Origin of the sequence: Brevundimonas mediterranea, assembly GCF_014196125.1 — a bacterium.
GTDB lineage: Bacteria > Pseudomonadota > Alphaproteobacteria > Caulobacterales > Caulobacteraceae > Brevundimonas > Brevundimonas mediterranea.
Window position 1 is genome coordinate 74,160 of sequence record NZ_JACIDA010000002.1, and the last position, 25,861, is coordinate 100,020.

Here is a 25,861-nt window from a genome sequence, read left to right on the forward strand (position 1 = left end):
GCGGGCGCCGTGTCCGGGACGCAGGAAAAACAGTCACACTCGTCTGGTCTAACCGTCGTGAAATCGATGCTCAGGGAGATCTTCCAATGATCCGCACACTGAAACTGGCGACGGCGGCCGCCGCCCTTCTGGCCCTGGCGGCCTGCGGCGACGGCTCCGGCGGCGGGAGCTCGGGCGCCCGTTCGGGCATCTGGTCGGCCGGTTCGTCGACCGTCTTCCCCTTCGCTACCCGCGTGGCCGAGAATTTCGCCCGCACCGCCGGCGGCGCCGCGCCCCGCGTCGAATCCCTGGGCACCGGCGGCGGCATCCAGGCCTTCTGCCAGGGCGTCGGCCCGAACACCCCGGACATCGCCAACGCCTCGCGTCCGATGAAGGCGTCGGAATTCGACCTGTGCCAGAAGAACGGCGTCACCGACATCGTCGAGATCAAGATCGGCTTTGACGGCATCGTCGTCGCCACCGCCCGCAACGGCAACGGCTTCAACTTCGAACTGAACGACCTGTACGAGGGCCTGGCCAAGGAAGTGCCCGGCCCCGACGGCCAGTTCATCGCCAACCCGGCCAAGACCTGGAACGAGGTCAACAAGGGCCTGCCGAACCAGCGGATCCAGGTCTATGGCCCGCCGCCCACCTCGGGCACGCGCGACGCCTTCCTGGAGCTGGGCATGACGCCGGGCGCCAAGCTGGTGCCCGCCGCCGCCGCCGTGGAAAAGGCCGACAAGGACCGGTTCGAGGCCCTGGCCCACACCCTGCGCGAAGACGGCGCCTGGATCGACTCGGGCGAGAACGACAACGCCATCGTCCAGACCCTGACCCGCACCCCCGGCTCGCTGGGCGTGTTCGGCTATTCCTTCCTGGAACAGAACCTGGACACGGTGAAGGCCGAGACCATCGACGGCGTCACCCCCAACGCCGACACCATCGCCAGCGGCGAATACCCGCTGTCGCGCAGCCTCTTCATCTATGTGAAGAAGGCCCATATCGGCGTGATCCCCGGCCTGCAGCAGTATATTCAGGAGTTCCTGTCGGAAGGCGCCGCAGGCAAGGGCGGCTATCTGGCCGACCGCGGCCTGATCCCGCTGCCCGAAGACCAACTGGTCGCCCAGCGCGCGACCGCATCGGCCATGACCCCGATGCAGCGGCCTGCCAAGTAAGGCGGAACCGACGGCCGTCCTGCCCCTTCTTTCGCCGGTCCGCACCGGCTAAGAGGGGCGGGATAGCTGTCAGGATTCATTGATGACCACCAAGCACGCGCGTCTGCGCAAGGCCGTTCTGCCCGTCGCGGGCCTCGGCACCCGCGTTCTTCCCGGCACCAAGACCACGCCCAAGGAACTGCTGAACGTCGTCGATCGGCCGATTCTGTCCTATATCGTGGAAGAAGCCCGCGAAGCCGGGATCGAACACATCGTCTTCGTCACCGGCCGCTCCAAGGGCGCCATCGAGGACTATTTCGATCACCAGATCGAGCTTGAGGCCCAACTGCTGGCCAAGGGCAAGATCGAGATCCTCGAAATGATGAACGCCGAGCTCGCCTCGGCCGGCGAGATGAGCTTCACCCGCCAGATGCAGCCCAAGGGGCTGGGCCACGCCGTCTGGTGCGCCCGCGACATCATCGGCGACGAACCCTTCGCCGTCATCCTGCCCGACGTCATCGTCGATTCGCAGCCAGGCGCCCTGAAACAGCTGGCCGAGGTCTATGCCGAGACCGGCGGCAACATCATCGGCGTGGAATCTGTCGACGTCGAACAGGCCCACAAATACGGCATCGTCGATCCGGTCCGCCGTCAGGGCAACCGGATCGAGATGAAGGGGATGGTCGAGAAGCCCGCCCCCGGCACGGCGCCGTCCAATCTGTCGATCTCGGGCCGCTACATACTTCAGCCGGAAATCTTCGATCTGCTGGAAACCCAGGAGAAGGGCGCCGGGGGCGAGATCCAGCTGACCGACGCCATGGCCCGCCTGATGGAGCGCCAGGCCTTCACCGCCGTCGAATACGCGGGCGTCACCCACGACTGCGGCGACAAGATCGGCCTGCTGCGCGCCAATGTGGCCCTGGCCCTGAAACGCCCCGACCTGGGCGAGGCGGCGCGGGCGGCGATTTCGGCCCTGCTGTAAGAACAGACCGACGATCTCCCTCCCCCTGCGGGGGTGGGAGAAAAGTTGAGCCTGCCGCCGCCGCCTGCTAACCCTCCGCGCAAATCATCAGGAGACGTATCATGGCCGCTTCCGAAGGCTGGAACATGCCGACCGGCGAACTCATGAAGGGCAAGAAGGGCCTGATCATGGGGGTGGCGAACGCCAATTCGATCGCCTGGGGCATCGCCTCGCAACTGGCGGCCCAAGGCGCCGAACTGGCCTTCACCTATATGGGCGAAGGGCTGGAGCGTCGCGTGCGCCCCTTGGCCGAGAGCGTGGGCGCCAGGCTGCTGATCCAGGCCGACGTCACCGACGACGCCTCGATGGACGCCGCCTTCGCCGAGCTGGAAAAAGAGTTCGGCACGATCGACTTCGTCGTCCACTCGGTCGCCTTCGCCAACAAGGACGAGTTGAAGGGGTCGTTCGTCGAGAACACCAGCCGCGACAGCTTCCTACTGGCCATGAACATCTCGGCCTTCAGCTTCGTGGACGTGGCCAAGCGCGCGTCGAAACTGATGCCGAACGGCGGGTCGATGATCACCATGACCTACCTCGGCTCGGAACGGGCGATCCCCAACTACAACACCATGGGCGTGGCCAAGGCGGCGCTGGAGGCGGCGACCCGCTATATCGCCCGCGACCTGGGGCCCAAGGGCATCCGCGTCAACGCCATCTCGGCCGGCGCCATGCGCACCCTGTCGCTGGCCGGCATCTCGGGCGGCCGCGGCATGATCAGCCAGGGCCGCGCCATGTCGGCCATGAAGGAAGACACCTCGATGGAAGGCGTCGCCGGGGCCGCCCTGTGGCTGTGCTCTGACCTGGGTCTGTCGACCACGGGCGAAGTCGTTCACGTCGACGCCGGCTTCCACATGATGGGTCTGGCCGGCGACGAAGAATAAGGGGCGTCCCCTGTCCACTTCCGAACCGTCCGTCCCCCTGCTGACGCCGTCCGCCGTTTCGGCGGCGGCAGTGGCGACCGTCGTCGGCTTCGGCGGCACGGTGGCCCTGGTGGTGCAGGCGGGTCAGGCGCTGGGCGCCCACCCCGCCCAGATCGTGTCGATGGTCACCGCCCTGTGCCTGGGCATAGGCGTGCCGGGCATGGTGCTGAGCTGGCGACTGCGGATGCCGGTCGTCCTGGCCTGGTCGACGCCGGGGGCGGCCCTGCTGGCGGCCTCCACTCTGGGGCTGGGCTGGGCCAACGCCATCGGCGCCTTCGTCGTGGCGGGCGTGTTGATGCTGCTGACCGGCCTGTTGCCCGTACTGGGACGGCTGGCCCAGAAGATCCCCGCCTCGGTCGCCTCGGCCATGCTGGCGGGCGTGCTGTCGCCCTTCGTACTGAGACTGTTCAAGGTGGCGCCCGACGAGCTGACCTTGGCGGCCGGCCTGCTGGCCGTCTTCATCGTCGTGCGCCGCCTGTGGCCCGCCTGGGCCCTGCCCGCCGTCCTGGGCGCGGCTTTCGTCGTGCTGATGCTCAGGAACCAGATCGGCCTGCCGCCGGGGACCGGCCTGTTCGGGACGCTGTCGCCCGTCATCCCCGCCTTTGACTGGAAGGTCGCCGCCAGTCTGGGCCTGCCGTTGTTCCTGGTGACGCTGGCGTCGCAGAACCTGCCGGGCCTGGTGGTGTTGCGGGCCGCCGGATATGCGCCGCCGGCGAACCTCCTGATCCTGGCGACGGGCCTGACCAGCGTGATCGCCGCGCCGTTCGGGGCGCACGGAGTCAATCTGGCCGCCATAACCGCCGCCCTCTGCACCGGGCCGGACGCCCACCCGGATCCGGCGCGACGCTGGATCGTCGGGGTGATCTATGGCGGTTTCTATATCCTGGTGGCGCTGTTCGCGGCGCCTCTGGCGGGGCTGTTCATCGCCATGCCGCCGGCGGTGCTGGCCATCATCACGGGCCTGGCCTTGATCGCCGCCCTGACGGGCGCGCTGGTCGCCATGCTGGCCAAGGCCGACGAGCGCGAAGCCGCCGTCCTGACCTTCGCCGCCACCGGATCGGGGATCGCCCTGTTCGGCATAGGCTCGGCCTTCTGGGGCCTGGTCGTCGGCTTCGCGGCCCTGGGCGCGCTGCGCTGGATCAGACCGAAAGCCTGATCCAGCGGCCCGGCACGCCGGGTCGCCTCAGTCCCGCAGCGACGCCGGGACCTGACCGCCGTTTTCCGCCAGCTTGTTCCAGACCGCCTTGGACAGGGCGGTGTTCTGCTCGGCCGAGCCGTGTTCGCCGGCGTGGACGTTCAGCTCCTCGGCCAGCTCCTTGCGGGCGGCCAGGCTGGAATCCAGATCCAGCAGCTTCAGCAGATCGACGATGGAGGTGCGCCAGTTGCCGCCGCCGCCTCGGGATTCGGCCAGATCGCTGAGCACCGCCTCGACGTCGACCGGGGGCAGGACCGGCGCCGCCGTCGCAATGGGCGCAGCGCCGGGCGTGGGGGGCGCGCCGCCGACGGTCGGCGACGGCGCGGGGGCCGTCTTCGGTTTGTGGCCGGTGATCTTGTTCCAGATCGAAGAGAAGATGCCCATCGGTCGCGCTCCTGTTGGTGTGGCGAGACAACGCGACCGACAGGCGAGGGTTCAGCCGCGCGCCGGAATCTCCAGCCCGCGCTGCACCGCCGGACGAGCCAGACCGCGCTCCAGCCAGGCCGCGACGTTCGGGAAGTCCTTGAAGCCGACGATCTCGCCCGCCTCGTAGAAGCCGATCAGGTTGCGGACCCAGCCCAAGGTGGCGACATCGGCGATGGAATAGTCGCCCACGATCCAGTCGCGGCCCTCTAGCCGCGTCTCCAGCACACCCAGCAGGCGGCGGCTTTCGGCGACGTAGCGGTCGCGCGGACGCTTGTCCTCATAGTCCTTGCCGGCGAACTTGTGGAAGAAGCCCAGCTGGCCGAACATCGGGCCGATCGCGCCCATCTGGAACATCAGCCACTGGATCGTCTCGTAGCGGGTCGCCGGGTCGGTCGAGAGCAGTTTGCCGGTCTTTTCCGCCAGATAGATCAGGATGGCGCCGGACTCGAACAGGGCCAGCGGCTGTCCGCCGGGGCCGTCCGGGTCGAGAATGGCGGGGATCTTGCCGTTGGGGTTCAGCGAGAGGAATTCCGGCCCCCAGGTCTCGTTGGCCATGATGTCGATGAAGTGCGGCTCATAGGCTAGGCCGACCTCCTCCAGCATGATCGACACCTTCACGCCGTTGGGCGTGGGCAGGGAATAGAGCTGGAGCCGGTCGGGATGCTGGGCCGGCCAGCGGCCGGTGATCGGAAAGGCGGACAGGTCGGTCATGGGTTCGGCCTCGGCGTGGTGATGAACACCCATGTCGGCGCCCTGCGCGAGGTTCGCAACTGTCATCGGCACGATTTGGTCGCGGGCTTGTGTCTGGAAACGCACCGAGGACGGCGCCAGCTTGGCCGTGGCCGATCACAGGTCGCAGGAAGGGAGACGTTCGATGGCGCACAAGTTCGAAATCTACAAGGACAAGGCCGGTGAGTTCCGGGTCCGGTTCAAGTATAATTCCGAGACCCTGTTCTCGACCGAGGGCTACAGTTCCAAGGCCTCGGCTCAGAACGCCATCGACTCCATCAAGAAGAACGGCCCGACCGCCGAGGTCGAGGACAACAGCTAATCCGGCTCGCGCTCGCCCACCTCGGTCGGCGGCACGGCCAGCAGCCAGCCGTCGGCCAGGTGAAGCTCGGGCGTCGCTGCCTTGGTGAACGGCAGGTACCAGGTCGGGCCGCCCGCAGCGGGGGCGATCTCCAGCATGTCGTCGGCGCCGAAATTCTGGACCGACTTGACCGTGCCCATGACGGCGCCCGCCGTGTCGCGGACCTCGACCCCCAGCAGGTCGGCGAGATAGAATTCGTCCTCGTCCGGTTCGGGGAAGCGGTCGCGGGGAACATAGAGTTTCAGGCCGCGCAGGGCGTCGGCCTGTTCCTTGGTGGCGATCTCCTTGGCCCGGCCGACCACGCCGTTCTTGTCCGGGCGGGTCGAGGACAGGGTCAGGGCGACCGTGCCGTCGGCGCGCAGCAGCGGGCCATAGGCGGTCAGGGCCAGGGGATCGGCGGTGAAGGCGGTCACCCGCACCTCGCCCCGCACCCCGAAACCGCCGCCGATCTGGCCGACGAGGATAAGTCTGCTGTCCTGGGTCATGGTCGTCCTTAGCGCATGAAAAAGGCGGCGTCGAAGGACGCCGCCTTGATCGTGTCGAGACCGAAAGCCTTAGGCTTCGGTCTTTTCTTCGGTTGCTTCTTCAGCAGCGGCTTCAGCTGCGGGGGCCTCTTCAGCAGCGGCTTCAGCGGCGGGCGCTTCTTCAGCCGGAGCTTCTTCGACAGCCGGAGCAGCAGCAGCGGCGGCGGCTTCTTCCTTGGCGCGGGCGGCGGCTTCAGCGGCCTCGACCTTGGCGGCGGCTTCGGCTTCCAGGCGGTCGGCTTCGCGCTGGGCGCGTTCGGCGGCGCGCTCTTGCGCCTTCTTGCCGGGCTGGGCCTTGTTCGGGTTGTTGGACTGGGTCCACTTCACCTTGGCGCCCAGGGTCTCGTCCTGCGACAGGAAGCGAGCGACGCGGTCGGTCGGCTGAGCGCCCTTGCCGAGCCATTCGGCGATACGCTCGACCTTCAGGGCGACGCGCGGGGTGGCGCCGTCCTTGGGCAGCATCGGGTTGTAGCTGCCGACCTTCTCGATGAACTTGCCGTCGCGGGGCGAGTGCGAGTCAGCGATGACGATGTGGTAGTAGGGGCGCTTCTTGGCGCCGCCGCGGGCCAGACGAATCTTCAGCATTTTCAGTCTCTTTCTAGGAAGTCGTTATTTCTTGGGAGGGAAGCCCGGCAGGCCCGGCAGGCCTCCCGGAAGTTGTCCGCCGCCCAGGCCCGCGAGGCGGTCCTGGATGGCTTTCAGGTCGTCGGCGCTGGGTTCCGGCGTCTTGCCGCCGCCCAGGGCCTTCAATCGGTTCAGATCGGGGCCGCCGCCCATGCCCGGCATGCCGGGGATGCCGCCGCCGCCGCCGAGGCCGCCCAGCATGGCGGCCATCTGCTGCATCTTCTTGGGGCCGCCGCGCGCCATCTGTTTGACCACGTCGGCCATCTGGCGGTGCTGTTTCAGAACCCGGTTCACGTCCTGCACATCCACGCCGGCGCCGGCGGCGATCCGCTTCTTGCGGCTGGCGTTCAGCAGGTCGGGCTTCTTGCGCTCGGCCTTGGTCATCGAGGAGATGATGGCTTCCTGGCGCAGGATCATGCGGTCGTCGACGCCGCTCTCGGCCATCTGGGACTTCATCTTGGCCACGCCGGGCAGCATGCCCATGATGCCCTGAAGCCCGCCCATCCGCTTCATCTGCTGCAGCTGGCCGGCCAGGTCGTCCAGGTCGAACTGGCCCTTGGCCAGTTTGCGGGCCATCTTCTCGGCCTTGGCCTGGTCCAGGTCCTGGCTGGCCTTTTCGACCAGGGCGACGATATCGCCCTGACCCAGGATGCGGCCGGCGACGCGGCGGGCGTCGAACACGTCCAGGGCGTCGACCTTTTCGCCGGCGCCCAGATATTTGATCGGCAGGCCGGTGACCGCCCGCATCGACAGCATGGCGCCGCCGCGACCGTCGCCGTCGGCGCGGGTCAGGACCAGGCCCGTCAGCGGCAGGCGGGCGTGGAAGGCGGCCGCGGTGCGGACCGCGTCCTGGCCGGTCAGGCTGTCGGCGACCAGCAGGGTCTCGACGGGCTTGGAGATCTCGGCGACCTCGGCCACCTCGTTCATCAGCCCTTCGTCCAGGGTGATGCGGCCGGCGGTGTCGAGGATCAGGACGTCGAAGCCCTGAAGCTTGGCCGATTGCAGCGCGCGGCGCGTGATCTGGACGGCGCTTTCGCCCGCCACGATGGGCAGGACGGCGACGTCGATCTGTTTGCCCAGCTGGGCCAGCTGTTCCATCGCGGCCGGACGACGGGTGTCCAGCGAGGCCATCATGACCTTCTTGCGATCGAACTTCGTCAGGCGCAGCGCCAGCTTGGCCGAGGTCGTGGTCTTGCCCGAGCCCTGAAGGCCGGCCATCAGCACCACGGCGGGCGGAGTGGCGTTGGTGTTGAGCGGGACCGGCTCTTCGCCGCCCAGCATTTCGATCAGGCCGTCATAGACGATCTTGACCACCTGGTCGGCCGGTTTGACCGAACGGATGACCTCTTCGCCGGTCGCGCGCTCGGTGGCGAAGGCGATGAATTCCTTGACGACCGGCAGGGCGACGTCGGCCTCGAGCAGGGCCACGCGCACTTCGCGCATCGCCTCGGCGACATCCTTTTCGGACAGGGCGCCGCGGCCGGTGATCCGGTCGAAGACGCCTGTCAGCCGCTCGTTCAGAGCCTCGAACATTCACTACCTCGTGGCGACGGGTGAAACGGCTCCATACGACAACGGCCCCCGGCGACGATCACGTCGGCGGAGGGTTCTCGCCCACCTCGTTCTCTTTTTTGGGCTATCGGCCTTGCGGCCTACTTGAGCCCGAATGGGCTGTGCTCAAGCAGCGCGGAGCGCGGTAGCACGACAAAAGAGCTGTCGTGTGGGTGGAGACGCGAGGTTCACTTGCGTCGGAAGCGGCGGCTTATGAAGGAAAACAAGGGGAATGTCGAATCCCAACGCCACAGATTCTCTCGCCGTGCGCACGGCGGAGGCCCAATCCCGGTTCAGACGGAGATGTTCAGCAGCACGGCCTGCGTCTTGCCCTGGGCGGCCGCGTCCTTGACCTTGGCCTCCAGCGCCTCCTGCAGCTTCTGTGCGACCAGCTTGGCGATCTCGTCCTCGATCGTGGCGCGGGCTTCCTTCGGCAGGGCGGCGACGTCGCGCTCGCTCATATTCTTGTCTGACAGGACCTGCTCGCGGAGCCGCGCCTTAAGCTTCTCCATCTGCTGCTCATGCGCCCAGGCGCTGAGCCCCTTCTCACGAATCTGGTCAAGATCGTTCTGAAGGACCGAAGTGGGCTTATTTTGCCCGGCGGATGCGCTCTGGCCGACCGAGCCCACACTGCCAAGGAAGCTGCTAACCGACGAAATCGACAAGACATTCTCCTTTCCGAAATAGTCGCCGACGCGACTGTTGCAGAAAGGCTTGCAACCCGCGTGCCGGGTTACGGCTCCTCGGGCGTCTCGGCCGGCGTCTCGTCCTTCTTCGGTTCGGAGCCCGGCTCCGTCACGACGATGGTCTCGGGCGGGGCGGAGAGTTTGGACAGGTCGCCGCCGGCGCGCAGGACGTCCAGAGCGCGTTGCAACTGGTAGTCCTTCTCCTTGTCGAAGCCCTCGCCGGGCGCTTCGCGCGGCGTGTGCGGCCCCTTGCGTTCCGCGCCGATGGAGGAGTCCAGGGCGGTGGCGTAGGCGGCTTCGGAATAGATGAAGCTGGAGCGCGAGACGATGCGGGCCTCGGCCTCGGACCGGGCGACCTCCAGGTCCGGCTCGATGCCGATCTTCTGGATGGAGGCGCCGGACGGGGTGTAGTAGCGGGCCGTGGTGATCGACAGGGCGCCGTCCTGGCCCTGGCGCAGCGGGATCACCGTCTGGACCGACCCCTTGCCGAAGCTGGTCAGGCCGACAATGGTCGCCCGCTCATGGTCCTTCAGGGCGCCGGCGACGATTTCCGAGGCCGAGGCCGAGCCGTAGTTGACCAGGACCACCACCGGCAGGCCGCCGGTCAGATCGCCGGGCTTGGCGGAATAGCGCTGGATCTGCTCGGGCTTGCGGCCGCGCTGGCTGACGATCTCGCCGCGCTCCAGGAAGGCGTCCGACACGTCGATGGCGGCGTTCAGCAGGCCACCGCCGTTGTTGCGCAGGTCCAGGACATAGCCCTTCACGCCCGGTTTCTCGGCCTTGATCTTGGCGATGGCCTCGGTCAGTTCGCGGCCGGTGTTCTCGTTGAAGGTCGAGACGCGCAGATAGCCGAAATCGCCTTCGACCCGGCCCGTGACCGACTGAACCTTGATGATCTCGCGGGTCAGGACGACCTCGAGCGGGTCCTCGCCGTCGCGCAGGAAGGTGACGCGCACGCTGGTGCCGACGGATCCGCGCAGTTTCTCGGACACCTGACTGACGGTCAGGCCGGAAGCGTTCTGGCCCTCGATGGATGAGATGACGTCGCCGGCCTGAACCCCGGCCTTGGCGGCGGGACTTTCGTCCATCGGCGAGATGACCTTCACCAGGCCGCCCTCGGAGGTGATGGTCAGGCCGACGCCCGAATACTGCCCCTCGGTCCGCTCGCGCAGCTCGTCATAGTTGGACGGCGGCAGATAGTTGGAATGGGGGTCCAGCGCCGTCATCATACCGGCCAGGGCGGCTTCGATCAGCTTTTTGTTGTCGACCGGGACGACATAGGCCTGCTCGACGATGCCGACCACGTCGCCGAACAGCTCCAGCATCCGGAAGGTTTCGTTGCGGGGCGTCTGGCTGGTGGCGACGGCGGCCGAGCCGCCGAGAACCAGGGCGGCGCAGCCGACGAGGAGCAGTTTACGCATTCGGTCTCTTTCGGTCGGGCCGATCATCAAAGGCGCCCGTTGCAAGGGTAAGGCCCCGCAGACACGACGAAATCGTGGCGGCGCGGCGTCACGCCGATAAAATCAGCGTCAGGTTGGAAAGCAAGGCCTTATCGCATCTCAGCCATTTCACAGCCTCCCAACTCGCCGTCAGAGGCAAGAGGCCGAAAATGGCGCCTGTTGGAGCCTATTTCAGCCAGGGACCGGGATCGATGGGCCGTTCCTCGCGCCGCAGTTCGAAATAGACGTCGCCGTCGGGGCCGCTGCGTCCCAGGGCCTGGCCGTCGGAAACGCGAGCGTCGGCCGCCACGTCCACGCTTTCCAGACCGGCGATCACCGCCCGCCAGCCGGGGCCGAGATCCAGGATCACCACCTGGCCCCAGCCGGTCAGGGGGCCGGCATAGGCCACCTTGGCGTCGGCGGGGGCGGTCACGGCCGCGCGGTCGGCCCGCCAGCGCCACCCCGAGGTTCCTGCCCCCCAGGTCTGGCTGGGCGCGCCCTGGACGGGCGAGCTGAGGCGGTTGCGGCCGGCGGGCAGGCGCGTGGGCGCCGCCTCGGCCGTTTCGGCGGCGGGGACCGCGCCGCCCAGGTCGCGGATACGGTTCTCCAGCACGCGGGCCGCGCGTTCGGCGGTGCGGGCCTCGGCGTTCAGAACGGCGGTCAGGGCGGTCTTGCGCGCCGTCAGCCCCTCGATCTCGGCGCGGCGGTCGCCCTGGGCGCTTTCCGTGGTCAGCAGCCGTTCGGACGACAGGACCGCCAGGCGGCGGATGCGCATGATCTCGGCCTGACGCGCGGCCAGGGCCTGGGCGCGCCTTTCCAGGTCGGGCGTCATGGCCCGCAGCAGGATGGAGGCGCGCACCGTGTCCACCGCCTTGTCCGCCGGGATCAGCAGGGGCGGCGGGGGACGGCGGCTCATCATCTGCAGGGCGCTGAGCAGCCGGCCCTGGGCCCCGCGCTCGCGGGCCAGGTTCGTGACCAGTTCAGCCTCGCGTTCGCTGAGCTGGCGCAGGCGGGCGCGCTGGTCGTCGATCTGGCGGTCGTCGGTCCGTTCGTCGGCCCGCAGGGCCGCCAGACGACGCTCAAGCTGGGCCAGTTCGGATTTGGCCACGTCGGCGTCGGCGCGAAGTCGGCGCGCCCGCACGGCCTCGTCGCGATATTCGGCCTGGGTCCGGGCCAGCTCGCTTTCCGGCGCCTGCCGGCCCACGGCGGGCGCGGCGAGCACGAGACCCGTCAGCAGGGCGAGAGAAAGTGTGGCGGCGCGACCCATGTCAGTCGCGATGATAGGGCGATCCGGCCAGGATGGTCACGGCCCGATACAGTTGTTCGGCCAGCATGGCGCGGGCCAGGGCGTGGGGCCAGGTCTGAGGACCGAAGGCCAGGGTCGAGGCGGCGGCGGCGCGCACGCTCTCGTCCAGTCCGTCCGCCCCGCCGATGGCGAAGACCAGGCGGCGTTCGCCCTGATCGCGCAGTTTGGCGACATGGTCGGCGAAGGCGCGCGACGAATAGGTCTTTCCCCGTTCGTCGCAGGCGATCAGGTGCGACCCTTCCGCGGCGGCCAGGATCAGCTCGGCCTCCGGCGCCTTGCCCGGCTTCTTGGCTTCCAGGTCGATCAGTTCGAGGGGGCCGAGGCCAAGCGCGCGTCCCGACAGGGTGGCGCGCTTGGCGTAGTCGTCGGCGAGGGTCGCCTCTGGCCCCCGGCCCGGTCGGCCGATGGCGACGATCCCCAGCCTCATGGTCTCAGTCGCGGACCATGCGGTGGGCGGAATCGACGGCCCAGATCTTCTCGATATTGTAGAAGGTGCGCACTTCCGGGCGGAACAGGTGCACGATCACGTCGCCGGCGTCGATCAGGACCCAGTCGCAATGCGGCAGGCCCTCGACCTTGGCCTTGCCCAGGCCCTGTTCCTTCAGCGTGCGCAGCAGGTGGTCGGCGATGGCGCCGACGTGGCGGTGCGACCGGCCGGACGCCACGATCATGGTGTCGGCCATGGCGCTTTTGCCCTTGAGGTCGATCAGGACCATCTCCTGGGCCTTGTCCTCGTCGAGGCGGCTCAGAATGGCTTCTTCAAGCGGGGTCGAGCCGATCGGGCGGGGCGCGGAATCGCCGAAGGCGCTGGGCGCGCCGTCGGATTCAAAGCCGTCTTCGGAATGCAGAGGTTCTATGGCATCCATCTCGTGCGCCGTGTTCGAAACGGCGGCGTCTTGCGTATCATACGCGGGCGAGGGGGTCAGCGGAGGGCTCCAGGAGCATTGACTAAAGAAGCCCTCTAGCACGGATGGGCCGGTCCGTGAACCGGCGCCCCGATCACGAGGCCGCGCGTCGTCCGGTTCCGGTGCGGATCGCGGTCGAGGACAGGGGGTTCAGCGGCGCCGTCAGATAGGTCCAGGCGGGCGCCGACAGGGTCGGCAACAGACCCGCCTGCTCGGCCGGAACGCGGAAGGTCGCGAACCGCGCGGCCGCCGGGGCGGTGCGGCTGTCCAGCAGGGAGCCCGGCCGGGCGATCACCGCCACCGGCATCAGCCGCATGATGTCGGTCCAGCCGCGCCAGCGATGGAAGCTGGCCAGATTGTCCGACCCCATCAGCCAGACGAAATGCACGCCGGGATGCCGCGCGACCAGCAGGCGCAGGGTGTCGACGGTCCAGGCCACGCCGGTGCGGGTCTCGAAATCCGAAATGATCATCGACGGGCCGCGGGCGTGTTCGCGCGCCGAAGCCATGCGTTCAGAGAGGGGGGCGCTGTGACGGGCGTCCTTCAGCGGGTTCTGCGGCGAGACCAGCCAGACGACCCGATCCAGGCCCAGGCGGCGCATCGCCGTCTCGGCCACATGGGCGTGACCGTCGTGGGCCGGATTGAAGGAGCCGCCGAACAGGCCGACCTTCATCCCCGGCGTCAGGATCAAACCGTCCCGCAACCCCCCGGATCGGGGGCCGGCGCCTTTGGGCGCGGGACCGGCGTGAAAGAAGGACAAGCGGGGCGTCTCGGGGAGTTATGCTCAGCGGCGCCCTTATCATGGGGCTCGGCGCCTGTCCCCCGATTAATCGTCCGCGCTCAGACGGCCGCCTCGAACAGGGCGTCGCGTGCGACGTCGGCATGGGTCATGGGGAACAGATGGCCGCCCCCGGCGACCACCTCGACCGTCACGTTAGGCAGGCCGCGCGGCGCGACCGGCACATGGGTCAGGGCGCCGTGCTCGGCCTTCAGAATATGGATCGGCGCCGGATAGCGGCGCAGGGCCCGCCAGGGATCATGCGCCTGGGCGGCGTAGTTGGCGGCCTCCCAGACCGGGGTGGCGGTCAGCGTCAGACCGTCCGGGGTCTCGACCAGACCCTCGGACAGATAGTCGGCCAGCACCCGGTCGGGCCAGCCCTTGAAGGCGCCGCGTCCGCGATAGGCGGCCATGGCCTGTTCGCGGCTGTCGAACACCGGGCGACGGCGTCGGGTGGCCCTGGCGATGGGGATGTCCTTCATCAGCCGGTGGGCGAAGGGCAGGTTGAAGGCGAAGACCGCCGCGCGGCGCCAGATCACCGGATCGAACAGGACAAGGCTCGAAACCCGATCCGGCCGTTCGGCCGCCGCCAGCAGCGAGGCGGTTCCGCCCATCGAATGCCCGGCCAGGACCACCGGCGGCCCGTCTATGGCCTCGATCAGGGCCAGGATGTCGTCGCGGTGATCCAGCCAGCTGGACTTGGGTCGGGCGAACACCGGCAGGTCCGACCCGCCGTGACCGCGCAGGTCGGGCGCCCAGATGCGCAGACTGGCCGACAGGGGCGACAGCAGGCTGCGATAGGTGGCGGCGTTGAAGCCGTTGGCGTGAGAGAAGATCAGGTCAACCGGCCGCTTCGGATCGCCGAAGTCCATCACGGACATCCGGCCCGCGCCCCAATGATTGTTGATCGGCACGCTGAGTCGACGGGGCGGGGACATCAGCGCAGCGTCCATGATCATGCGGCCTGGCGGCAGGCGGCGCAGAGTCCGTGCGCCTCTATGGTGGTGCGGGCGATGGCGTAGCCGGCGGCGGCGGCGGCGGCGTCCATGGCCCCCTGGTCCGGGCCGTTGATCTCGCGCGTCGCCCCGCAGCAGTCGCAGATCAGGAAGGCCGCTGCATGGGGCGCCGTGTTTTCTTCATGTCCAGCGCAGGCGACATAGGCGCTGATGGAGGCGATGCGGTGGGCCATGCCCTGGCGTTCCAGAAACTCCAGGGCGCGATAGACGGTGGGCGGCTTGGCGGCCTGGCCGTCCTCGCCGAAGCGGGCGATCAGGTCATAGGCCTTCACCGGCTCGCCGGTCTCGAGCAGAAGGGACAGCACCCGCCGACGCGGCGGCGTCATCCGCTCGCCCGCCGCCGTCATGCGCGCTTCCGCCCCCTCCAGCGCGCGGATCAGGGCCGCCCCGTGCAGGCCCGCATGATCGTGATCGTGGTCGCAGGTGGAGGTCATGCGCCACAGCTAATGGCTGAGCGGCCTGGCCGCAACATGAGACGCCGCCAAGCGTCGCCCTGTTTGCCGCTGGGACGCGCTTGGGCTAGAAGGCCCGCCTCGTTTCCATTCCAGAGCGCCTGGCTTCTCATGACCGACACGACCAACTCGCCGCTCGAGGGCAATGTCCTCTTCTACAAGAACCCCGAGCCGCTGGATCCGGGCCTGCACGGGGCGCTGGGCGTCAATCCGGCCGACAAGCCCTACGCCTTCGTCGGCCAGACCAATGTCGTGCCGCTGACGGTGACCGAGTTCGCCGCCGCCGCCCTATCCTATCCGGTGATCTTCACCGGCGACAACCGACAGCCGATCGCGGTGATGGGCCTGCGCCAGGGCGAGAACCTGTTCGTGGCGGCCGACGGCGAGTTCCGTCCCGACGCCTACATCCCGGCCTATGTCCGTCGCTATCCGTTCGTCTTCGCCGACGACAAGCAGAACCAACGTCTGATCCTGTGCATCGACCGCGGCGCTGAGATCGTCGCCGAGGGCGGCCAGAATCCGCTGTTCGTCAACGGCCAGGCCAGCGACTACACCACCATGGCGATGGAGTTCTGCAACAACTTCGAGCAGGAGCGTCAGCGCACCGAGGCCTTCGTCAAACTGGTCAATGACCTGGATCTGCTTGAGGTGCGCGAAGCCGTCTTCACCCCGCGCAACCCGGACGGCACGCCCGGCGCGCCGCAGAAGCTGGCGGAATACTACGCCGTGTCGGAAGACAAGCTGAAGGCCCTGCCGGCCGAGAAGCTGGCCGAACTGCGCGACAACGGGGCCCTGGGCCAGATTTACGCCCACCTGGTGTCGCTGCTGGGCTGGGACCGCCTGATCGCCCTGGCCTTCCTTCGCCAGGCCCCGGGCGCCGTCAACTAAGACGCCCGACCTGATCCGAGGTCGAGGGCCCGCCGGTTCGCCGGCGGGCCCTCTAGGTTTCAGCGGCGTGAAAAGACGGCGCGGGTCAGGCAGGAGAAGACCAGTCGACCGCCTTCATCCAGCAGGTCGTGCGAGGCGATGAGGATGCCCTTCTCGTCCCCGACCGGATCCTTGCCCATCACCGTCATCCGCCCGCGCAGCAGTTCGCCCGGCGGCGGATTGCGCATATAGCGCAGGCCGTCCACGGCCAGGACCTTGGTCTGGGCCCAGCCGCCCGCCTTCTCGGCCGCCAGCCGGCTCCACAGGGCGTAGACCATGGCGTCCGGCGCCCCATAGGCGGCGTCCCAACCGGGCGAGAACCGCTCGACGAAGACGTCCAGCGCGGCCGGATCGACCGCGCAGGCGCCCAGGGGCACGACCTGTCCCGTCTCAAGATCCTCGTAATGGACGAGCAGGGGGTCGCTCATGGATATCCTCAGGCCGGTTCTTCGGAGACGCGAACCAGCAGCTTGCCGTCGTGATCGCCGGTGAACAAGCGATTCAGCGATTCCACCGCCCCTTCCAACCCGTCGTCGACGTGGACCTTCCACTTCACCTTCCCTTCGGCCAGCCACGGCCCCATCTCGGCGACCATTTCGCGGGCGCGCGGGGCGTAGTCCAGCACCAGGAAGCCCTGGACGTTCAGACGATGGGTGATGATGCGGGCGAAGTTCGGCGACGGCGGCGCCTTGGTGGCGTTGTAGGACGACACCAGGCCGCACACCGCCATCCGACCGTGCACCTTCAGCCGGTTGAAGACGGCGATCATGATGTCGCCGCCGACGTTCTCGAAGTTAAGATCGATGCCGTCCGGCGCCAGCCGGTCCAGGGCCGCGCCGACATCCTCGTTCTTGTAATCGACGGCGGCGTCGAAGCCGAGCTCATCGGTCAGCCAGGCGCATTTCTCGGGTCCCCCGGCGATGCCGATGACCCGGCAGCCGCGCTGTTTGGCGATCTGGCCCGCTATGGAGCCCACGGCGCCGGCGGCGGCCGAGATCACGATCGTCTCGCCGGCCTTGGCCTTCAGCACGTCGGTGATCCCGAAATAGGCGGTCAGACCGGTCATGCCCAGGACCGACATATTGGCCGTCAACGGCAGGCCCGCGGCGCGGTGGACCGGACGCAGACCGCCCTCGGGCACGACGGCGTAATCGGCCCAGCCGCCCGAGGCGGGCATGACCACGTCCCCGACCTTGAACCGGTCGGACCGGCTGTGTTCGACCACGCCCAGAGTCAGGCCACGCATGACCTCGCCCAGACCTACGGGCGGCAGATAGCCCTCGGAATCGTTCATCCAGGTGCGATTGGTCGGGTCCAGCGACAGATAGACGGTGCGGACCAGCACCTCGCTCTCCTTCAGATCCGGGATCGGGCTTTCGACCAGTTCCAGGTCGTCCGGTTGAATCAGACCCTTCGGCCGCTGGCGCAGCACCCACTGGCGGTTCGTCTTGCCGTTCAAAGCCATGCGTCTCTCTCCTAGGATTGTGTTTTGAGGCCATCCTGACCGCGCCGCCCCCGGCGGTCGAGAGCGAAAAGAAAAAGGCGACCCCTGCGGGCCGCCTTCAAGTGGCATCATCGAGAATGAGGCGCGGAGGCGACAGATTGGCTTGCGCCAATCTCAAGTCGGGGGGGCGTCGCCGCCTCCGCAAGCCCATAACGGCAGGCGCCGAGACTGGTTCCAGACGGTGAGCGTAATTTTTTCGTCCTCGCACGAACAAGGTTCTCTCGTCTTGCCGACCACCGGAACGTCGCCTGAGCCAGGGCGTTGAGGCGCGACCAGAAAAACAAACAAGGGAGGCCGAGCATGAGCCACCAAGACCCCCAGACGAAGATCACCGACGCGGATCGACCCAACCGACCGGTCGACGCCCAGTCCACCCGCCAGGGCCGGTCCGGCGTGCGCATCCTGTGGCTGCTGATCATCTCCGGCGGCGCGGCGGCGATACTTCTGCTGGCCATCTGGGCCTTCAGCCAGGGCGGCATGTCGAGCACCAACGCCAACGACGGCGATCAGGCTGTGGACGCCGGCGCCTTCCAGGGCGACGCCCAGACCCCGCCGGCCGCCGACGCCCCCACCGGCCCCGCAGGCGAGGCTCAGCCCGCCCCGACGGGCGAGACGCCGAACGTCAACGCCCCGACCGCGCCGTCGAACTAGCGGACAGACAAAGGCCCCGGCGCGCAAGCGACCGGGGCCCAGACGGCGTTCAGTGCGAAAGAGCGGTTAAGCCGCTTCCTTGTGACGCGAAGGATGGAAGAACAGGGCCTGGCTGATCGCCGCCTTCACCGTTTCCGGCTGGAAGGGCTTGGTGATCAGGAAGGTAGGCTCGGGCCGCTCGCCGGTCAGCAGACGCTCCGGGAAGGCGGTGATGAAGATCACCGGCACGTCCATGTTCTTCAGGATTTCCTTGACCGCATCGATGCCCGAAGAACCGTCGGCCAGCTGGATATCGGCCAGGACCAGACCCGGCTTGTGGCGGGCCACGGCCTCGATGGCTTCGTCATGGGTGGTGGCCGCGCCGGTGACGCGGTGCCCAAGTTCCTTCACCAGGCTCTGGATGTCGGCCGAGATGATGGCCTCGTCCTCAATCACCAGGACATCGGTCGCCAATTCAGCGTCGATGTCGGACTGGGCCTCTGCGATCAGGCGTTCGACGTCGCGGGCGTCGGCCGACAGGATCTGCGCCGCTTCCGACGGCGTGAAACCTTCGAGCGCGGTCAGGAGGAAGGCTTGCCGTGAGCGCGGCGCAATGCGCAGCAGACGGCTGGAGGCGTCGTTGCGGCCATCGACGCCGCTGACATCTTCCAACTGCGCCCCGGTCGAGGACCAGATGGCGTGGAAGACGTGATAAAGGGCGACACGCGGCGTCATGTCGGGCGAAAGCTGTTGCTCGCCGGCCGCCAGGGCCTCGAGCGCGACACGCACATAGTTGTCGCCCGTCGCCTGATCCCCCGTCAGCGCCCGTGCATAACGACGGACATAGGGCAGATGCGGCGCAAGTCTGGCCAGAAGGCTCATTCTAGATAGTCCCCGACAAAAATCGCTGTCTCGCCCGAACAGGGCGCAGCGCTACAGCGGGTTGAAACGTATCAAATGCACCACGGTTCCGCGCCAAGCCGCAAGCTTGAGCATTTATTCTTGAAGTGGGAGGAACCCGGCGGCAGGGGCGACGTTATCCAGTCCGCATTTCTGCACTGCAGTTGGGTGGGCGGTGTTCTGTCTATGATAAATTATTCCGATTCCTCGCGGCGTAAGGACGTCGAAAATGCGGGGGAGGCGGGGCTCGAGGAAGCTCGACTTCGCCAACAGGCCATCGGCGTCAAGCTGCGCCACATGTTCGACGAGGTGGTCAACGAGCCTGTGCCTGACGAATTCCTGGAAATTCTGAAGCGCGCCGACGCCAAGGCGTCGGGCGGTGGCGCATGAGCACGTCTCGCCTGGGAGCCGCTCCGAAACCCGCTTCCGCCGACGACGACGGCTTCAAGCGGGAACTGGTTCAGCTGATCCCTCATCTTCGCGCCTTCGCGCGGACCCTGACGGGTGATCCGACCGCCGCCGACGACCTGGCGCAGGACGCCATGATGAAGGCGTGGGACGCGCGGGCCAGCTATCAGATGGGCACCAACATGAAGGCCTGGACCTTCATGATCCTGCGCAACCAATTCTACTCCGAGAAGCGCCGGTCCTGGCGCCAGTCCCAACTGGATCAGGAAGCCGCCGAGCGGACCCTGGTGGCGGTTGACGACCCCGAGGCCCCGGTCGCCCTGGACGAACTGCGCCAGGCGCTGAAGACCCTGCCCGAAGAACAGCGTGAAGCCCTGATCCTGGTGGGCGCGGGCGGCTTCGCCTACGAAGAGGCGGCCGAGATTTGCGGCTGCGCGGTGGGTACGGTGAAGAGCCGCGTCAGCCGGGCGCGCCGCGCCCTGGCGGCCACGCTTGAAAAAGGCGGCTACGGCCGCGACGGCAAGGCGGCGGGCGACGCGATGCGGTCCATTCTCGGCGAGGCCGACAGGCTGGCCGGCGCCCGGTCCTGATTCCCGGTGGCGGAAGAGACCAGACCCGGCGACGCGGACGCGCAGCCTCGCCTCGGTCGGAGATTGAACACCGCCCGGTTCCAGGGCATCCGCTTTCGCCTCGGCATGGCCATGGCGCTGGCCCTGCTGCCGATCTTCATCCTGATCCTGATCCAGACCCAGGCAGACTTCAGCCAGCAGGCCGAAGACCGCAAGGTCGATCTGCAACTGGCCGCCGAGCGCAGCGCCGGCAGCGCCAAGGCGCGGCTGGACGGCGCGCAGGTCCTGCTGCGCGCGCTGAGCCCCGACGCGCTCGGTCCCTATTGCGCGCCGCGTCTGACGGCGCTGGTGGATCGGCTGGAGGGCTATGAGGGCCTGTACCGCCTGAGCCCCACAGGCGACGCGGTCTGTGCGTCGGGACGGCCGGACGGGGTTCGATCCGGCCTCGCCCCCGCCGCCGGCGCCGACTGGTTCCAAAGACTGCGGCGCGGCGAGGACCTGGTCGTGGTTCGCGCGCCGGCCAACGCCGGCTATCCGGCGGCCCTGATCGTCGCCGTCCGTTCAGAACGTCCCATGGGCCGGTTCGACGGCGCCATGGCCGCTGTAATCCCCCTGTCCGCGCTTCAGCCGGACATCGAGGACCCCGCCCTGCCCTCCGCCTCCGAAGCCGCACTGACCGACGGCGCCGGCCGGATCCTGGTCGCCAGCGATCCCGCGGCCTTCCGCCTGGCGGACGGCGGCGACGTTTCGGGCTGGGTCGCCCGGGCGCGCGACGAGGGGACGGCTGTGTTCGCGGCCAAGGACAGCCGCAACCAGCGTCGTGACTACGCCGGCGCCGTGCTGGCGGGCGGCGACCTGTACGCCCTGCTGTCGGCCCCGGCTCCCGGCCTGCTGTCCTGGGCGCGGCTCAATCCGATCGGCAGTCTGCTGTTGCCGCTGGGGGCCTGGCTGACGGCCTTTGCGGCGGTCATGCTGCTGTCGGAACGCATCTTCATTCGTTGGCTGGATTATCTGGAGCGGATCGCCGCCCTCTACGCCAAGGGCCGGTTCTCGGTGCGGCCGCTGCAGGCGATGAACGCCCCGGCCGAGATCCGCACCATGGCCCGCACCCTGGACGAGATGGCCGAGGCCATCACGGTGCGCGACCGCGAGCTGATGAATTCGATCGCCGAGAAAGACGCGCTGATGCGCGAGATCCATCACCGGGTGAAGAACAATCTGCAGATCATCTCGTCCTTGCTGTCGATGCAGCAGCGGGCCCTGACCGACGCCCCGGCCAAGGCCGCTCTGGGCGATACGCGCCAGCGGATATCGGCCTTGGCCCTGATCTATCGCACCCTGTATCAAAGCGACGACATCCGTCATGCTGACGCGCACGACTTCCTGACGGAACTGGTCGGCCAGTTGGTCGCCAGCGAGGCGGGGCGCGGACCGGTCGTCGTCAGTTCGGTGGAGGCGGATTCGTTGCTGGTCGATCCGGACAAGCTGGCGCCCCTCGCCCTGTGGCTGGTGGAGGCGGTGACCAACGCCCAGAAACACGCCTTCGCCGGACGGGGCGGCGCGCTGAAGGTCCGGTTCCGGGTCCTTGGCGACATCTCGACGCTGGAAGTCGAGGACGACGGTCCCGGCGCCTCGGTCGGGGCGGAGGTCGGGGTCGGACGCACCCTGATGGGCGCCTTCGCCAAACAGCTGCGCGGCGAGGCCGAGTTCATCGAGTCGCCCGGCGGCGGGGCGATCGCCCGCATGACCTTCGCCACGCCGGAAGCCCTGTCGCCGACCGACCCCGCCGACAAGTCGGGCGGTCAGGACGGAACCGGGACAGTGCGGTCGCGTTGATAGGCCAAGACCGACAGACTCCCATGTCGGCTCAACCGGAGCTTTCTCATGCGCAAGATTTTCGTACTGGTCGCCGCCGCCGCCGCCCTGACCACCGCCGCCTGCAACACCGTCGAAGGCGTGGGTCGTGACACCCAGGCCGCCGGTTCGGCCGTTTCGGGCGCCGCCCAAGACGCCAAGAACTAGTCTTTCGGCGGCGAACGTCGCATTGAAGATGCTTGCAAGGCCCCGCTTCGTCGGGGCCTTGTTCGTTTCGGGACTGCACCAGGAGAGATTGCCGTGAACCAGACCGCCCTGAACGCCGGCCTCGCCCTGATTCGCCAGCACGCCTTGATCGCCGGAGAGCCCGTGCCGGCCAACGGTGGGGGGATCGCGGTCGATGATCCGGCGACGGGAGAGGTTATCGGCCATGTTCCAGATCTGGGAGCCGCCGAGACCGAGCGCGCCATCCAGGCCGCCGCCGACGCCTTTGCCGACTGGTCCCGGTCCGATCCGCACAAGCGCGCCGCCTTTCTGCGCAAATGGGCCGAGCTGATCGACGAGAACGTCGAAGGGCTGGGCGCCCTGATGGCGCTGGAGAACGGCAAGCCGTTCGAAGAGGCCAAGGGCGAAGTGGTCTACGCCAACGGCTTCATCAAATGGTTCGCGGGCGAGGCGGAACGGCTGATCGGCGAAACCCAGGACAGCCCGCTGGGCCATCTGATCCTGACCTATCGCGCGGCGGTCGGCCCCTGCGCCCTGATCACCCCATGGAACTTCCCGGCCGCCATGCTGACCCGCAAACTGGGCCCGGCCTTCGCCGCCGGCTGCACCGCTGTGGTCAAGCCGGCCAGCCAGACCCCCTTCACCGCCATCGCCCTGGCCGAACTGGCCTATCAGGCCGGCCTGCCCAAGGGCGCCCTGTCCATTGTGACCGGCGAGGCCGCCGTGATCGGCAAGGTGCTGACTGACAGCCCCCTGATCCGCAAACTGTCCTTCACCGGTTCGACCGGCGTGGGTCGCAAGCTGGCCGAACAGTGCGCCCCGACCCTGAAGCGGGTGTCGATGGAGCTGGGCGGCGCCGCCCCCCTGATCGTCTTCGCCGACGCGGATCTGGATCTGGCGGTGGCCGAGACCATCAAGGGCAAGTTCCGCAACTCGGGCCAGACCTGCGTCTGCCCCAACCGCGTCTATGTGGAACGATCGGTGTCTGAGGCCTATGCCGAGAAGCTCGCGGCGGAAGTGGCGAAGATCAAGGTCGGGAACGCCTTCGACGACGGCGTCAAGGTCGGTCCGTTGATCGAGGACAAGGCCATCGGCAAGGTCGAGAAGCACGTGGCGGCGGTCAAGGCCGACGGCGGCCGGGTGCTGACGGGCGGATTCCGCCATGAACTGGGCGGCCGCTTCTTCCAGCCGACCGTGACCCTGGGCGGGGATGATCGTCTGTTCCGCGAGGAAGAGACCTTCGGCCCCATGATCCCGGTCTTCGCTTTCGACAGCGAGGACGAGGTGCTGGAGAAGGCCAACGCCAGCGATTACGGCCTAGCCTCCTATCTGTTCACCCGCGACCTCGACCGGGCCATGCGCGTCAGCCGCCGGATCGAGGCGGGGATGTGCGGGGTCAACACCGGCCTGATCTCCACCGCCGTCGCCCCGTTCGGCGGGGTCAAACAGTCCGGCTACGGCCGCGAAGGCTCGATCCACGGCATCGACGAGTATGTTGAGGTTAAGACGGTGACCCTGGCGTTGAGGTAAGGGGTCAGGCGAAGGCCCAACCGGCCGCCGGGTCGTCATCCGGCGCCGGCGGGCGACGTCGGGCCGCAGGACGCGCGACCCGTGGCATGCGATTGGCGATCCGACGCCGGACTGCGGCCCGCCACTGATCCGCCTTCGCACCGATCAGCCCTCGTATGACCCGGACGCGGGCGTTCGCCGCGATCAGTCCGACAGCCGCCAGCACCTCGACATAGGCCAGGACGTCGCCGGCCATGAACAGCGCCATTTCAAGCGGCAGAAGCTGAATCAGCATCACGGCGCCCAGCACAATGACGGCGGTCCTTAAGGCGCCGCGCGACAGCAGGCGTAGGGTCGCGCTCACGACCAGACGGCGACTGCCCGAATGGAGAGTACAGGCCAGGCCGAGGCAGACGAGAAACAGCGGCAGCAGCGGCAGTCCGCCCGCCAGCACCCCTGGCATGGCGACCAAGGCGGCGGTGATCGCCAGGCCGAACCAGATCAAACCGTCGCGATCCATATATCCCCCAGACCAGATGTCCCCATTCGATCTGGGAACCACCGGTCACACCGGCAAGGCCCCGCGCTTGACCACCGAGCGCATCGCGACGCTGGACGACACGCGGTGCACCCCCGGAAGCCGGGTCAGAGTCTTGGCGTGGACCCGTTCCAGATCGTCGACGTCGCGCACCACCAGCCGCAGCAGATAGTCGGCGCCCCCGGTCATCAGATAGCATTCCATCACCTCGGGGGCGGCGGCCACGGCCTGTTCGAAGGCGGTCAGAACCGCCTCGGACTGGGACGACAGGGTGACGGTGACGAAGACGCTGATCGGCAGGCCCACGGCCCGTTCACTGATCACCGCCGCATAGTGATCGATCACCCCCGCCGCCTCCAGGGCCCGCAAACGACGCAGGCAGGCGCTTTCGGACAAGGCCACCTGGCGCGCCAGATCGGCATTGGTCATCCGTCCGTCCTGTTGCAGCAGGCGGAGCATCTTCCTGTCGGTTCCATCCAGTTCGACGGCGGAAACAGTCTTCATTTCGTCAATCCATCGCAGATACTGCGCATGTACGGCGATCAGATCGCAAAATGAACAGGATTCTGCGAGCCGCTCGGCGCTATATGTGACGCAATGGCGATCCGCCCGCAGAGACGGACGTTCCCCTTATTTCCGGAGAGGTTCCCCATGCGCGTCGGCGTTCCCAGCGAAATCAAGAAGAATGAACACCGTGTCGGCCTGACGCCGACGGCGGTGCGCGAATATGTGGCCCATGGCCATGCGGTCTCGGTCCAGACCGGCGCCGGCCTGGGCGCCGGTTTCACCGACGCCGACTACGAAAAGGCGGGCGCGACCCTGGTCGCCGACGCGGCGACCATCTTTGCGAACAACGACATGATCGTGAAGGTCAAGGAGCCGCAGAAGGTCGAGTGGGAGATGCTGCGCGAGGACCAGATCCTCTACACCTATCTGCACCTGGCCCCCGACCCGGAACAGACCAAGGGCCTCTTGGCGTCGAAATGCGCCGCCATCGCCTATGAGACCGTGACCGATGCGCGCGGCGGCCTGCCGCTGCTGGCGCCCATGTCGGAAGTGGCGGGGCGGATCGCGGTCTTCTCGGCCGCAGAGACCCTGCTGAAGCACAACGGCGGCATGGGCCTGCTGTTCTGCGGCGTTCCGGGCGTGGCGCCGGCGCGGGTGCTGGTGCTGGGCGGCGGCGTCGTCGGCCTGAACGCGGCGCGGATGGCCATGGGCCTGGGCGCCGAGGTGGTGGTGCTGGAACGCTCGATCCCGCGCATGGCCTATATCGACGAAATCACCGGCGGCCGGGTCATCACCCGCTATTCGTCGATCGGCGCCATCGAAGAAGAACTGATCAAGGCCGATGTGGTGATCGGCGCCGTCCTGGTGCCGGGCGCATCGGCCCCCAAACTGGTCAAGCGCGAACATCTGAAGACGATGAAGCCGGGATCGGTCCTGATCGACGTGGCCATCGACCAGGGCGGCTGTTTCGAGACCTCGCACGCCACGACCCACGAGGACCCGACCTATGTCATCGACGGCGTGGTCCATTATTGCGTCGCCAACATGCCGGGCGCCGCGCCCCGCACCAGCTCCGAAGCCCTGAACAACGCCACCCTGCCCTTCGGCCTGGCCCTGGCCGACAAGGGTCTGGACGCCCTGAAGGCCGATCCCCACCTGGCGCGTGGCCTGAACGTGCTGAAGGGCGAGATCACCTATCCGGCCGTGGCCCAGGCCCTTGGCCTGGAATGGAGCGATCCGTTCGGCGTCTGGGCGCGCGGCTGA

General features: G+C 67.9%; 31 protein-coding genes. 13 read left to right on the forward strand and 18 right to left on the reverse strand.

What is annotated here, in order from left to right; all coding sequences use genetic code 11:
• The first annotated feature begins 86 nt into the window (after window positions 1–86).
• The 4 genes from GGR11_RS09280 to GGR11_RS09295 all read left to right on the forward strand — a co-directional run bounded on the left by GGR11_RS09280 (window position 87) and on the right by GGR11_RS09295 (window position 4,230).
• Window positions 87–1,154 carry a substrate-binding domain-containing protein gene (locus tag GGR11_RS09280; protein WP_183196493.1) on the forward strand — a complete coding sequence of 356 codons (1,068 nt, stop codon included), beginning with the start codon at window positions 87–89 and terminating at the stop codon, window positions 1,152–1,154.
• Window positions 1,155–1,236: 82 nt separating this feature from the next.
• On the forward strand, window positions 1,237–2,115 hold the full coding sequence (gene galU, locus GGR11_RS09285; protein ID WP_183196494.1) for a UTP--glucose-1-phosphate uridylyltransferase GalU: 879 nt from the start codon (window positions 1,237–1,239) through the stop codon (window positions 2,113–2,115).
• Between the two features lie 125 nt (window positions 2,116–2,240).
• Entirely contained in the window at window positions 2,241–3,035 is a 795-nt protein-coding gene (locus tag GGR11_RS09290; protein WP_183197797.1) for an enoyl-ACP reductase FabI, read from the forward strand.
• A gap of 40 nt (window positions 3,036–3,075) precedes the next feature.
• Window positions 3,076–4,230, forward strand: coding sequence for a benzoate/H(+) symporter BenE family transporter (locus tag GGR11_RS09295; RefSeq protein WP_183197798.1), 1,155 nt, complete (start codon window positions 3,076–3,078; stop codon window positions 4,228–4,230).
• A gap of 27 nt (window positions 4,231–4,257) precedes the next feature.
• Here the strand turns inward: GGR11_RS09295 and GGR11_RS09300 are convergent, their stop codons facing one another.
• Both GGR11_RS09300 and GGR11_RS09305 read right to left on the reverse strand, forming a co-directional pair.
• The gene (locus tag GGR11_RS09300; RefSeq protein WP_183196495.1) at window positions 4,258–4,653 is read right to left on the reverse strand and encodes a DUF3597 domain-containing protein; all 396 of its coding nucleotides are present in this window, start codon (window positions 4,651–4,653) and stop codon (window positions 4,258–4,260) included.
• Between the two features lie 51 nt (window positions 4,654–4,704).
• Window positions 4,705–5,406 carry a glutathione binding-like protein gene (locus tag GGR11_RS09305; RefSeq protein WP_183197800.1) on the reverse strand — a complete coding sequence of 234 codons (702 nt, stop codon included), beginning with the start codon at window positions 5,404–5,406 and terminating at the stop codon, window positions 4,705–4,707.
• Between the two features lie 163 nt (window positions 5,407–5,569).
• On the opposite strand from GGR11_RS09305, the gene GGR11_RS09310 reads away from it, so the two are divergent.
• Window positions 5,570–5,746, forward strand: coding sequence for a YegP family protein (locus tag GGR11_RS09310; RefSeq protein WP_183196496.1), 177 nt, complete (start codon window positions 5,570–5,572; stop codon window positions 5,744–5,746).
• Here the strand turns inward: GGR11_RS09310 and rimM are convergent.
• From rimM to GGR11_RS09365, 11 genes are all read right to left on the reverse strand, one after another.
• Window positions 5,743–6,270: a ribosome maturation factor RimM gene (rimM, locus tag GGR11_RS09315; RefSeq protein ID WP_183196497.1), complete on the reverse strand. Its 528-nt coding sequence runs from the start codon at window positions 6,268–6,270 to the stop codon at window positions 5,743–5,745. The genes GGR11_RS09310 and rimM overlap by 4 nt on opposite strands.
• A gap of 69 nt (window positions 6,271–6,339) precedes the next feature.
• On the reverse strand, window positions 6,340–6,894 hold the full coding sequence (gene rpsP, locus GGR11_RS09320) for a 30S ribosomal protein S16 (protein WP_183196498.1): 555 nt from the start codon (window positions 6,892–6,894) through the stop codon (window positions 6,340–6,342).
• 24 nt (window positions 6,895–6,918) lie between these two features.
• A complete protein-coding gene (gene ffh, locus GGR11_RS09325; protein ID WP_183196499.1) occupies window positions 6,919–8,466 on the reverse strand; it encodes a signal recognition particle protein in 1,548 nt (515 codons plus the stop codon).
• A 311-nt stretch (window positions 8,467–8,777) separates the two neighbouring features.
• The gene (locus GGR11_RS09330; protein ID WP_008262658.1) at window positions 8,778–8,996 is read right to left on the reverse strand and encodes a hypothetical protein; all 219 of its coding nucleotides are present in this window, start codon (window positions 8,994–8,996) and stop codon (window positions 8,778–8,780) included.
• Window positions 8,997–9,217: 221 nt separating this feature from the next.
• Window positions 9,218–10,591 carry a S41 family peptidase gene (locus GGR11_RS09335; protein ID WP_183196500.1) on the reverse strand — a complete coding sequence of 458 codons (1,374 nt, stop codon included), beginning with the start codon at window positions 10,589–10,591 and terminating at the stop codon, window positions 9,218–9,220.
• 205 nt (window positions 10,592–10,796) lie between these two features.
• Entirely contained in the window at window positions 10,797–11,876 is a 1,080-nt protein-coding gene (locus tag GGR11_RS09340) for a murein hydrolase activator EnvC family protein (protein ID WP_183196501.1), read from the reverse strand.
• A gap of 1 nt (window position 11,877) precedes the next feature.
• Complete coding sequence (gene rlmH, locus GGR11_RS09345) at window positions 11,878–12,342, reverse strand: 23S rRNA (pseudouridine(1915)-N(3))-methyltransferase RlmH (RefSeq protein WP_183196502.1); 465 nt, start codon at window positions 12,340–12,342, stop codon at window positions 11,878–11,880.
• A gap of 4 nt (window positions 12,343–12,346) precedes the next feature.
• A complete protein-coding gene (rsfS, locus tag GGR11_RS09350) occupies window positions 12,347–12,781 on the reverse strand; it encodes a ribosome silencing factor (RefSeq protein WP_008264216.1) in 435 nt (144 codons plus the stop codon).
• Window positions 12,782–12,914: 133 nt separating this feature from the next.
• A complete protein-coding gene (locus GGR11_RS09355; RefSeq protein WP_008264147.1) occupies window positions 12,915–13,511 on the reverse strand; it encodes a nicotinate-nucleotide adenylyltransferase in 597 nt (198 codons plus the stop codon).
• A 149-nt stretch (window positions 13,512–13,660) separates the two neighbouring features.
• A complete protein-coding gene (locus tag GGR11_RS09360) occupies window positions 13,661–14,536 on the reverse strand; it encodes an alpha/beta fold hydrolase (protein WP_246331753.1) in 876 nt (291 codons plus the stop codon).
• 17 nt (window positions 14,537–14,553) lie between these two features.
• Window positions 14,554–15,048, reverse strand: coding sequence for a Fur family transcriptional regulator (locus GGR11_RS09365; protein ID WP_008262920.1), 495 nt, complete (start codon window positions 15,046–15,048; stop codon window positions 14,554–14,556).
• 129 nt (window positions 15,049–15,177) lie between these two features.
• On the opposite strand from GGR11_RS09365, the gene GGR11_RS09370 reads away from it, so the two are divergent.
• Window positions 15,178–15,954 carry a SapC family protein gene (locus GGR11_RS09370; RefSeq protein ID WP_183196504.1) on the forward strand — a complete coding sequence of 259 codons (777 nt, stop codon included), beginning with the start codon at window positions 15,178–15,180 and terminating at the stop codon, window positions 15,952–15,954.
• 59 nt (window positions 15,955–16,013) lie between these two features.
• Here GGR11_RS09370 and GGR11_RS09375 read toward each other — a convergent pair whose 3' ends face one another.
• Both GGR11_RS09375 and GGR11_RS09380 read right to left on the reverse strand, forming a co-directional pair.
• Window positions 16,014–16,421 carry a hotdog family protein gene (locus GGR11_RS09375; RefSeq protein WP_183196505.1) on the reverse strand — a complete coding sequence of 136 codons (408 nt, stop codon included), beginning with the start codon at window positions 16,419–16,421 and terminating at the stop codon, window positions 16,014–16,016.
• An 8-nt stretch (window positions 16,422–16,429) separates the two neighbouring features.
• Window positions 16,430–17,458 (reverse strand): NADP-dependent oxidoreductase, encoded by a 1,029-nt coding sequence (locus tag GGR11_RS09380; RefSeq protein ID WP_183196506.1) that lies wholly within the window; start codon window positions 17,456–17,458, stop codon window positions 16,430–16,432.
• Between the two features lie 339 nt (window positions 17,459–17,797).
• Between GGR11_RS09380 and GGR11_RS09385 the strand changes: the two genes are divergently transcribed.
• Window positions 17,798–18,148, forward strand: a complete 351-nt coding sequence (locus GGR11_RS09385; protein WP_183196507.1) for a hypothetical protein — start codon at window positions 17,798–17,800, stop codon at window positions 18,146–18,148.
• A gap of 66 nt (window positions 18,149–18,214) precedes the next feature.
• Here the strand turns inward: GGR11_RS09385 and phyR are convergent, their stop codons facing one another.
• A complete protein-coding gene (phyR, locus tag GGR11_RS09390; RefSeq protein ID WP_183196508.1) occupies window positions 18,215–19,009 on the reverse strand; it encodes an anti-anti sigma factor/receiver protein PhyR in 795 nt (264 codons plus the stop codon).
• 204 nt (window positions 19,010–19,213) lie between these two features.
• Here phyR and nepR point away from each other — a divergent pair, with 204 nt between their 5' ends.
• From nepR to GGR11_RS09415, 5 genes are all read left to right on the forward strand, one after another.
• Window positions 19,214–19,417, forward strand: a complete 204-nt coding sequence (gene nepR / locus GGR11_RS09395) for an anti-sigma T factor NepR (protein ID WP_183197802.1) — start codon at window positions 19,214–19,216, stop codon at window positions 19,415–19,417.
• The gene (locus GGR11_RS09400) at window positions 19,414–20,025 is read left to right on the forward strand and encodes a sigma-70 family RNA polymerase sigma factor (protein ID WP_008259301.1); all 612 of its coding nucleotides are present in this window, start codon (window positions 19,414–19,416) and stop codon (window positions 20,023–20,025) included. Before nepR ends, GGR11_RS09400 begins: the two co-directional genes overlap by 4 nt.
• A gap of 105 nt (window positions 20,026–20,130) precedes the next feature.
• The gene (phyK, locus tag GGR11_RS09405) at window positions 20,131–21,840 is read left to right on the forward strand and encodes a sensor histidine kinase PhyK (protein WP_183197804.1); all 1,710 of its coding nucleotides are present in this window, start codon (window positions 20,131–20,133) and stop codon (window positions 21,838–21,840) included.
• Window positions 21,841–21,888: 48 nt separating this feature from the next.
• Window positions 21,889–22,026 carry an entericidin A/B family lipoprotein gene (locus tag GGR11_RS09410; RefSeq protein ID WP_008264300.1) on the forward strand — a complete coding sequence of 46 codons (138 nt, stop codon included), beginning with the start codon at window positions 21,889–21,891 and terminating at the stop codon, window positions 22,024–22,026.
• Window positions 22,027–22,119: 93 nt separating this feature from the next.
• Window positions 22,120–23,574, forward strand: coding sequence for an aldehyde dehydrogenase family protein (locus tag GGR11_RS09415; protein ID WP_183196509.1), 1,455 nt, complete (start codon window positions 22,120–22,122; stop codon window positions 23,572–23,574).
• Window positions 23,575–23,578: 4 nt separating this feature from the next.
• Here GGR11_RS09415 and GGR11_RS09420 read toward each other — a convergent pair whose 3' ends face one another.
• Both GGR11_RS09420 and GGR11_RS09425 read right to left on the reverse strand, forming a co-directional pair.
• Window positions 23,579–24,073 carry a hypothetical protein gene (locus GGR11_RS09420; protein ID WP_183196510.1) on the reverse strand — a complete coding sequence of 165 codons (495 nt, stop codon included), beginning with the start codon at window positions 24,071–24,073 and terminating at the stop codon, window positions 23,579–23,581.
• Between the two features lie 45 nt (window positions 24,074–24,118).
• The gene (locus GGR11_RS09425; RefSeq protein ID WP_183196511.1) at window positions 24,119–24,595 is read right to left on the reverse strand and encodes an Lrp/AsnC family transcriptional regulator; all 477 of its coding nucleotides are present in this window, start codon (window positions 24,593–24,595) and stop codon (window positions 24,119–24,121) included.
• 147 nt (window positions 24,596–24,742) lie between these two features.
• Between GGR11_RS09425 and ald the strand changes: the two genes are divergently transcribed.
• Entirely contained in the window at window positions 24,743–25,861 is a 1,119-nt protein-coding gene (gene ald, locus GGR11_RS09430) for an alanine dehydrogenase (protein WP_008262361.1), read from the forward strand.

What these genes read in the sequence shown, in the direction of transcription:
- ald (WP_008262361.1), top strand. Translation starts at nt 24,743, where the DNA reads ATGCGCGTCGGCGTTCCCAGCGAAATCAAGAAGAATGAACACCGTGTC.
- GGR11_RS09360 (WP_246331753.1), bottom strand. Translation starts at nt 14,536, where the DNA reads ATGTCCCCGCCCCGTCGACTCAGCGTGCCGATCAACAATCATTGGGGC.
- rimM (WP_183196497.1), bottom strand. Translation starts at nt 6,270, where the DNA reads ATGACCCAGGACAGCAGACTTATCCTCGTCGGCCAGATCGGCGGCGGT.
- GGR11_RS09410 (WP_008264300.1), top strand. Translation starts at nt 21,889, where the DNA reads ATGCGCAAGATTTTCGTACTGGTCGCCGCCGCCGCCGCCCTGACCACC.
- rlmH (WP_183196502.1), bottom strand. Translation starts at nt 12,342, where the DNA reads ATGAGGCTGGGGATCGTCGCCATCGGCCGACCGGGCCGGGGGCCAGAG.
- GGR11_RS09425 (WP_183196511.1), bottom strand. Translation starts at nt 24,595, where the DNA reads ATGAAGACTGTTTCCGCCGTCGAACTGGATGGAACCGACAGGAAGATG.
- phyR (WP_183196508.1), bottom strand. Translation starts at nt 19,009, where the DNA reads ATGAGCCTTCTGGCCAGACTTGCGCCGCATCTGCCCTATGTCCGTCGT.
- ffh (WP_183196499.1), bottom strand. Translation starts at nt 8,466, where the DNA reads ATGTTCGAGGCTCTGAACGAGCGGCTGACAGGCGTCTTCGACCGGATC.
- GGR11_RS09300 (WP_183196495.1), bottom strand. Translation starts at nt 4,653, where the DNA reads ATGGGCATCTTCTCTTCGATCTGGAACAAGATCACCGGCCACAAACCG.
- GGR11_RS09365 (WP_008262920.1), bottom strand. Translation starts at nt 15,048, where the DNA reads ATGACCTCCACCTGCGACCACGATCACGATCATGCGGGCCTGCACGGG.
- GGR11_RS09290 (WP_183197797.1), top strand. Translation starts at nt 2,241, where the DNA reads ATGCCGACCGGCGAACTCATGAAGGGCAAGAAGGGCCTGATCATGGGG.
- GGR11_RS09305 (WP_183197800.1), bottom strand. Translation starts at nt 5,406, where the DNA reads ATGACCGACCTGTCCGCCTTTCCGATCACCGGCCGCTGGCCGGCCCAG.
- GGR11_RS09380 (WP_183196506.1), bottom strand. Translation starts at nt 17,458, where the DNA reads ATGGCTTTGAACGGCAAGACGAACCGCCAGTGGGTGCTGCGCCAGCGG.
- GGR11_RS09280 (WP_183196493.1), top strand. Translation starts at nt 87, where the DNA reads ATGATCCGCACACTGAAACTGGCGACGGCGGCCGCCGCCCTTCTGGCC.
- nepR (WP_183197802.1), top strand. Translation starts at nt 19,214, where the DNA reads ATGATAAATTATTCCGATTCCTCGCGGCGTAAGGACGTCGAAAATGCG.
- GGR11_RS09330 (WP_008262658.1), bottom strand. Translation starts at nt 8,996, where the DNA reads ATGGAGAAGCTTAAGGCGCGGCTCCGCGAGCAGGTCCTGTCAGACAAG.
- GGR11_RS09340 (WP_183196501.1), bottom strand. Translation starts at nt 11,876, where the DNA reads ATGGGTCGCGCCGCCACACTTTCTCTCGCCCTGCTGACGGGTCTCGTG.
- GGR11_RS09370 (WP_183196504.1), top strand. Translation starts at nt 15,178, where the DNA reads ATGACCGACACGACCAACTCGCCGCTCGAGGGCAATGTCCTCTTCTAC.
- galU (WP_183196494.1), top strand. Translation starts at nt 1,237, where the DNA reads ATGACCACCAAGCACGCGCGTCTGCGCAAGGCCGTTCTGCCCGTCGCG.
- GGR11_RS09310 (WP_183196496.1), top strand. Translation starts at nt 5,570, where the DNA reads ATGGCGCACAAGTTCGAAATCTACAAGGACAAGGCCGGTGAGTTCCGG.
- GGR11_RS09420 (WP_183196510.1), bottom strand. Translation starts at nt 24,073, where the DNA reads ATGGATCGCGACGGTTTGATCTGGTTCGGCCTGGCGATCACCGCCGCC.
- GGR11_RS09335 (WP_183196500.1), bottom strand. Translation starts at nt 10,591, where the DNA reads ATGCGTAAACTGCTCCTCGTCGGCTGCGCCGCCCTGGTTCTCGGCGGC.
- rsfS (WP_008264216.1), bottom strand. Translation starts at nt 12,781, where the DNA reads ATGGATGCCATAGAACCTCTGCATTCCGAAGACGGCTTTGAATCCGAC.
- GGR11_RS09400 (WP_008259301.1), top strand. Translation starts at nt 19,414, where the DNA reads ATGAGCACGTCTCGCCTGGGAGCCGCTCCGAAACCCGCTTCCGCCGAC.
- GGR11_RS09375 (WP_183196505.1), bottom strand. Translation starts at nt 16,421, where the DNA reads ATGAGCGACCCCCTGCTCGTCCATTACGAGGATCTTGAGACGGGACAG.
- phyK (WP_183197804.1), top strand. Translation starts at nt 20,131, where the DNA reads ATGGCCATGGCGCTGGCCCTGCTGCCGATCTTCATCCTGATCCTGATC.
- GGR11_RS09385 (WP_183196507.1), top strand. Translation starts at nt 17,798, where the DNA reads ATGAGCCACCAAGACCCCCAGACGAAGATCACCGACGCGGATCGACCC.
- rpsP (WP_183196498.1), bottom strand. Translation starts at nt 6,894, where the DNA reads ATGCTGAAGATTCGTCTGGCCCGCGGCGGCGCCAAGAAGCGCCCCTAC.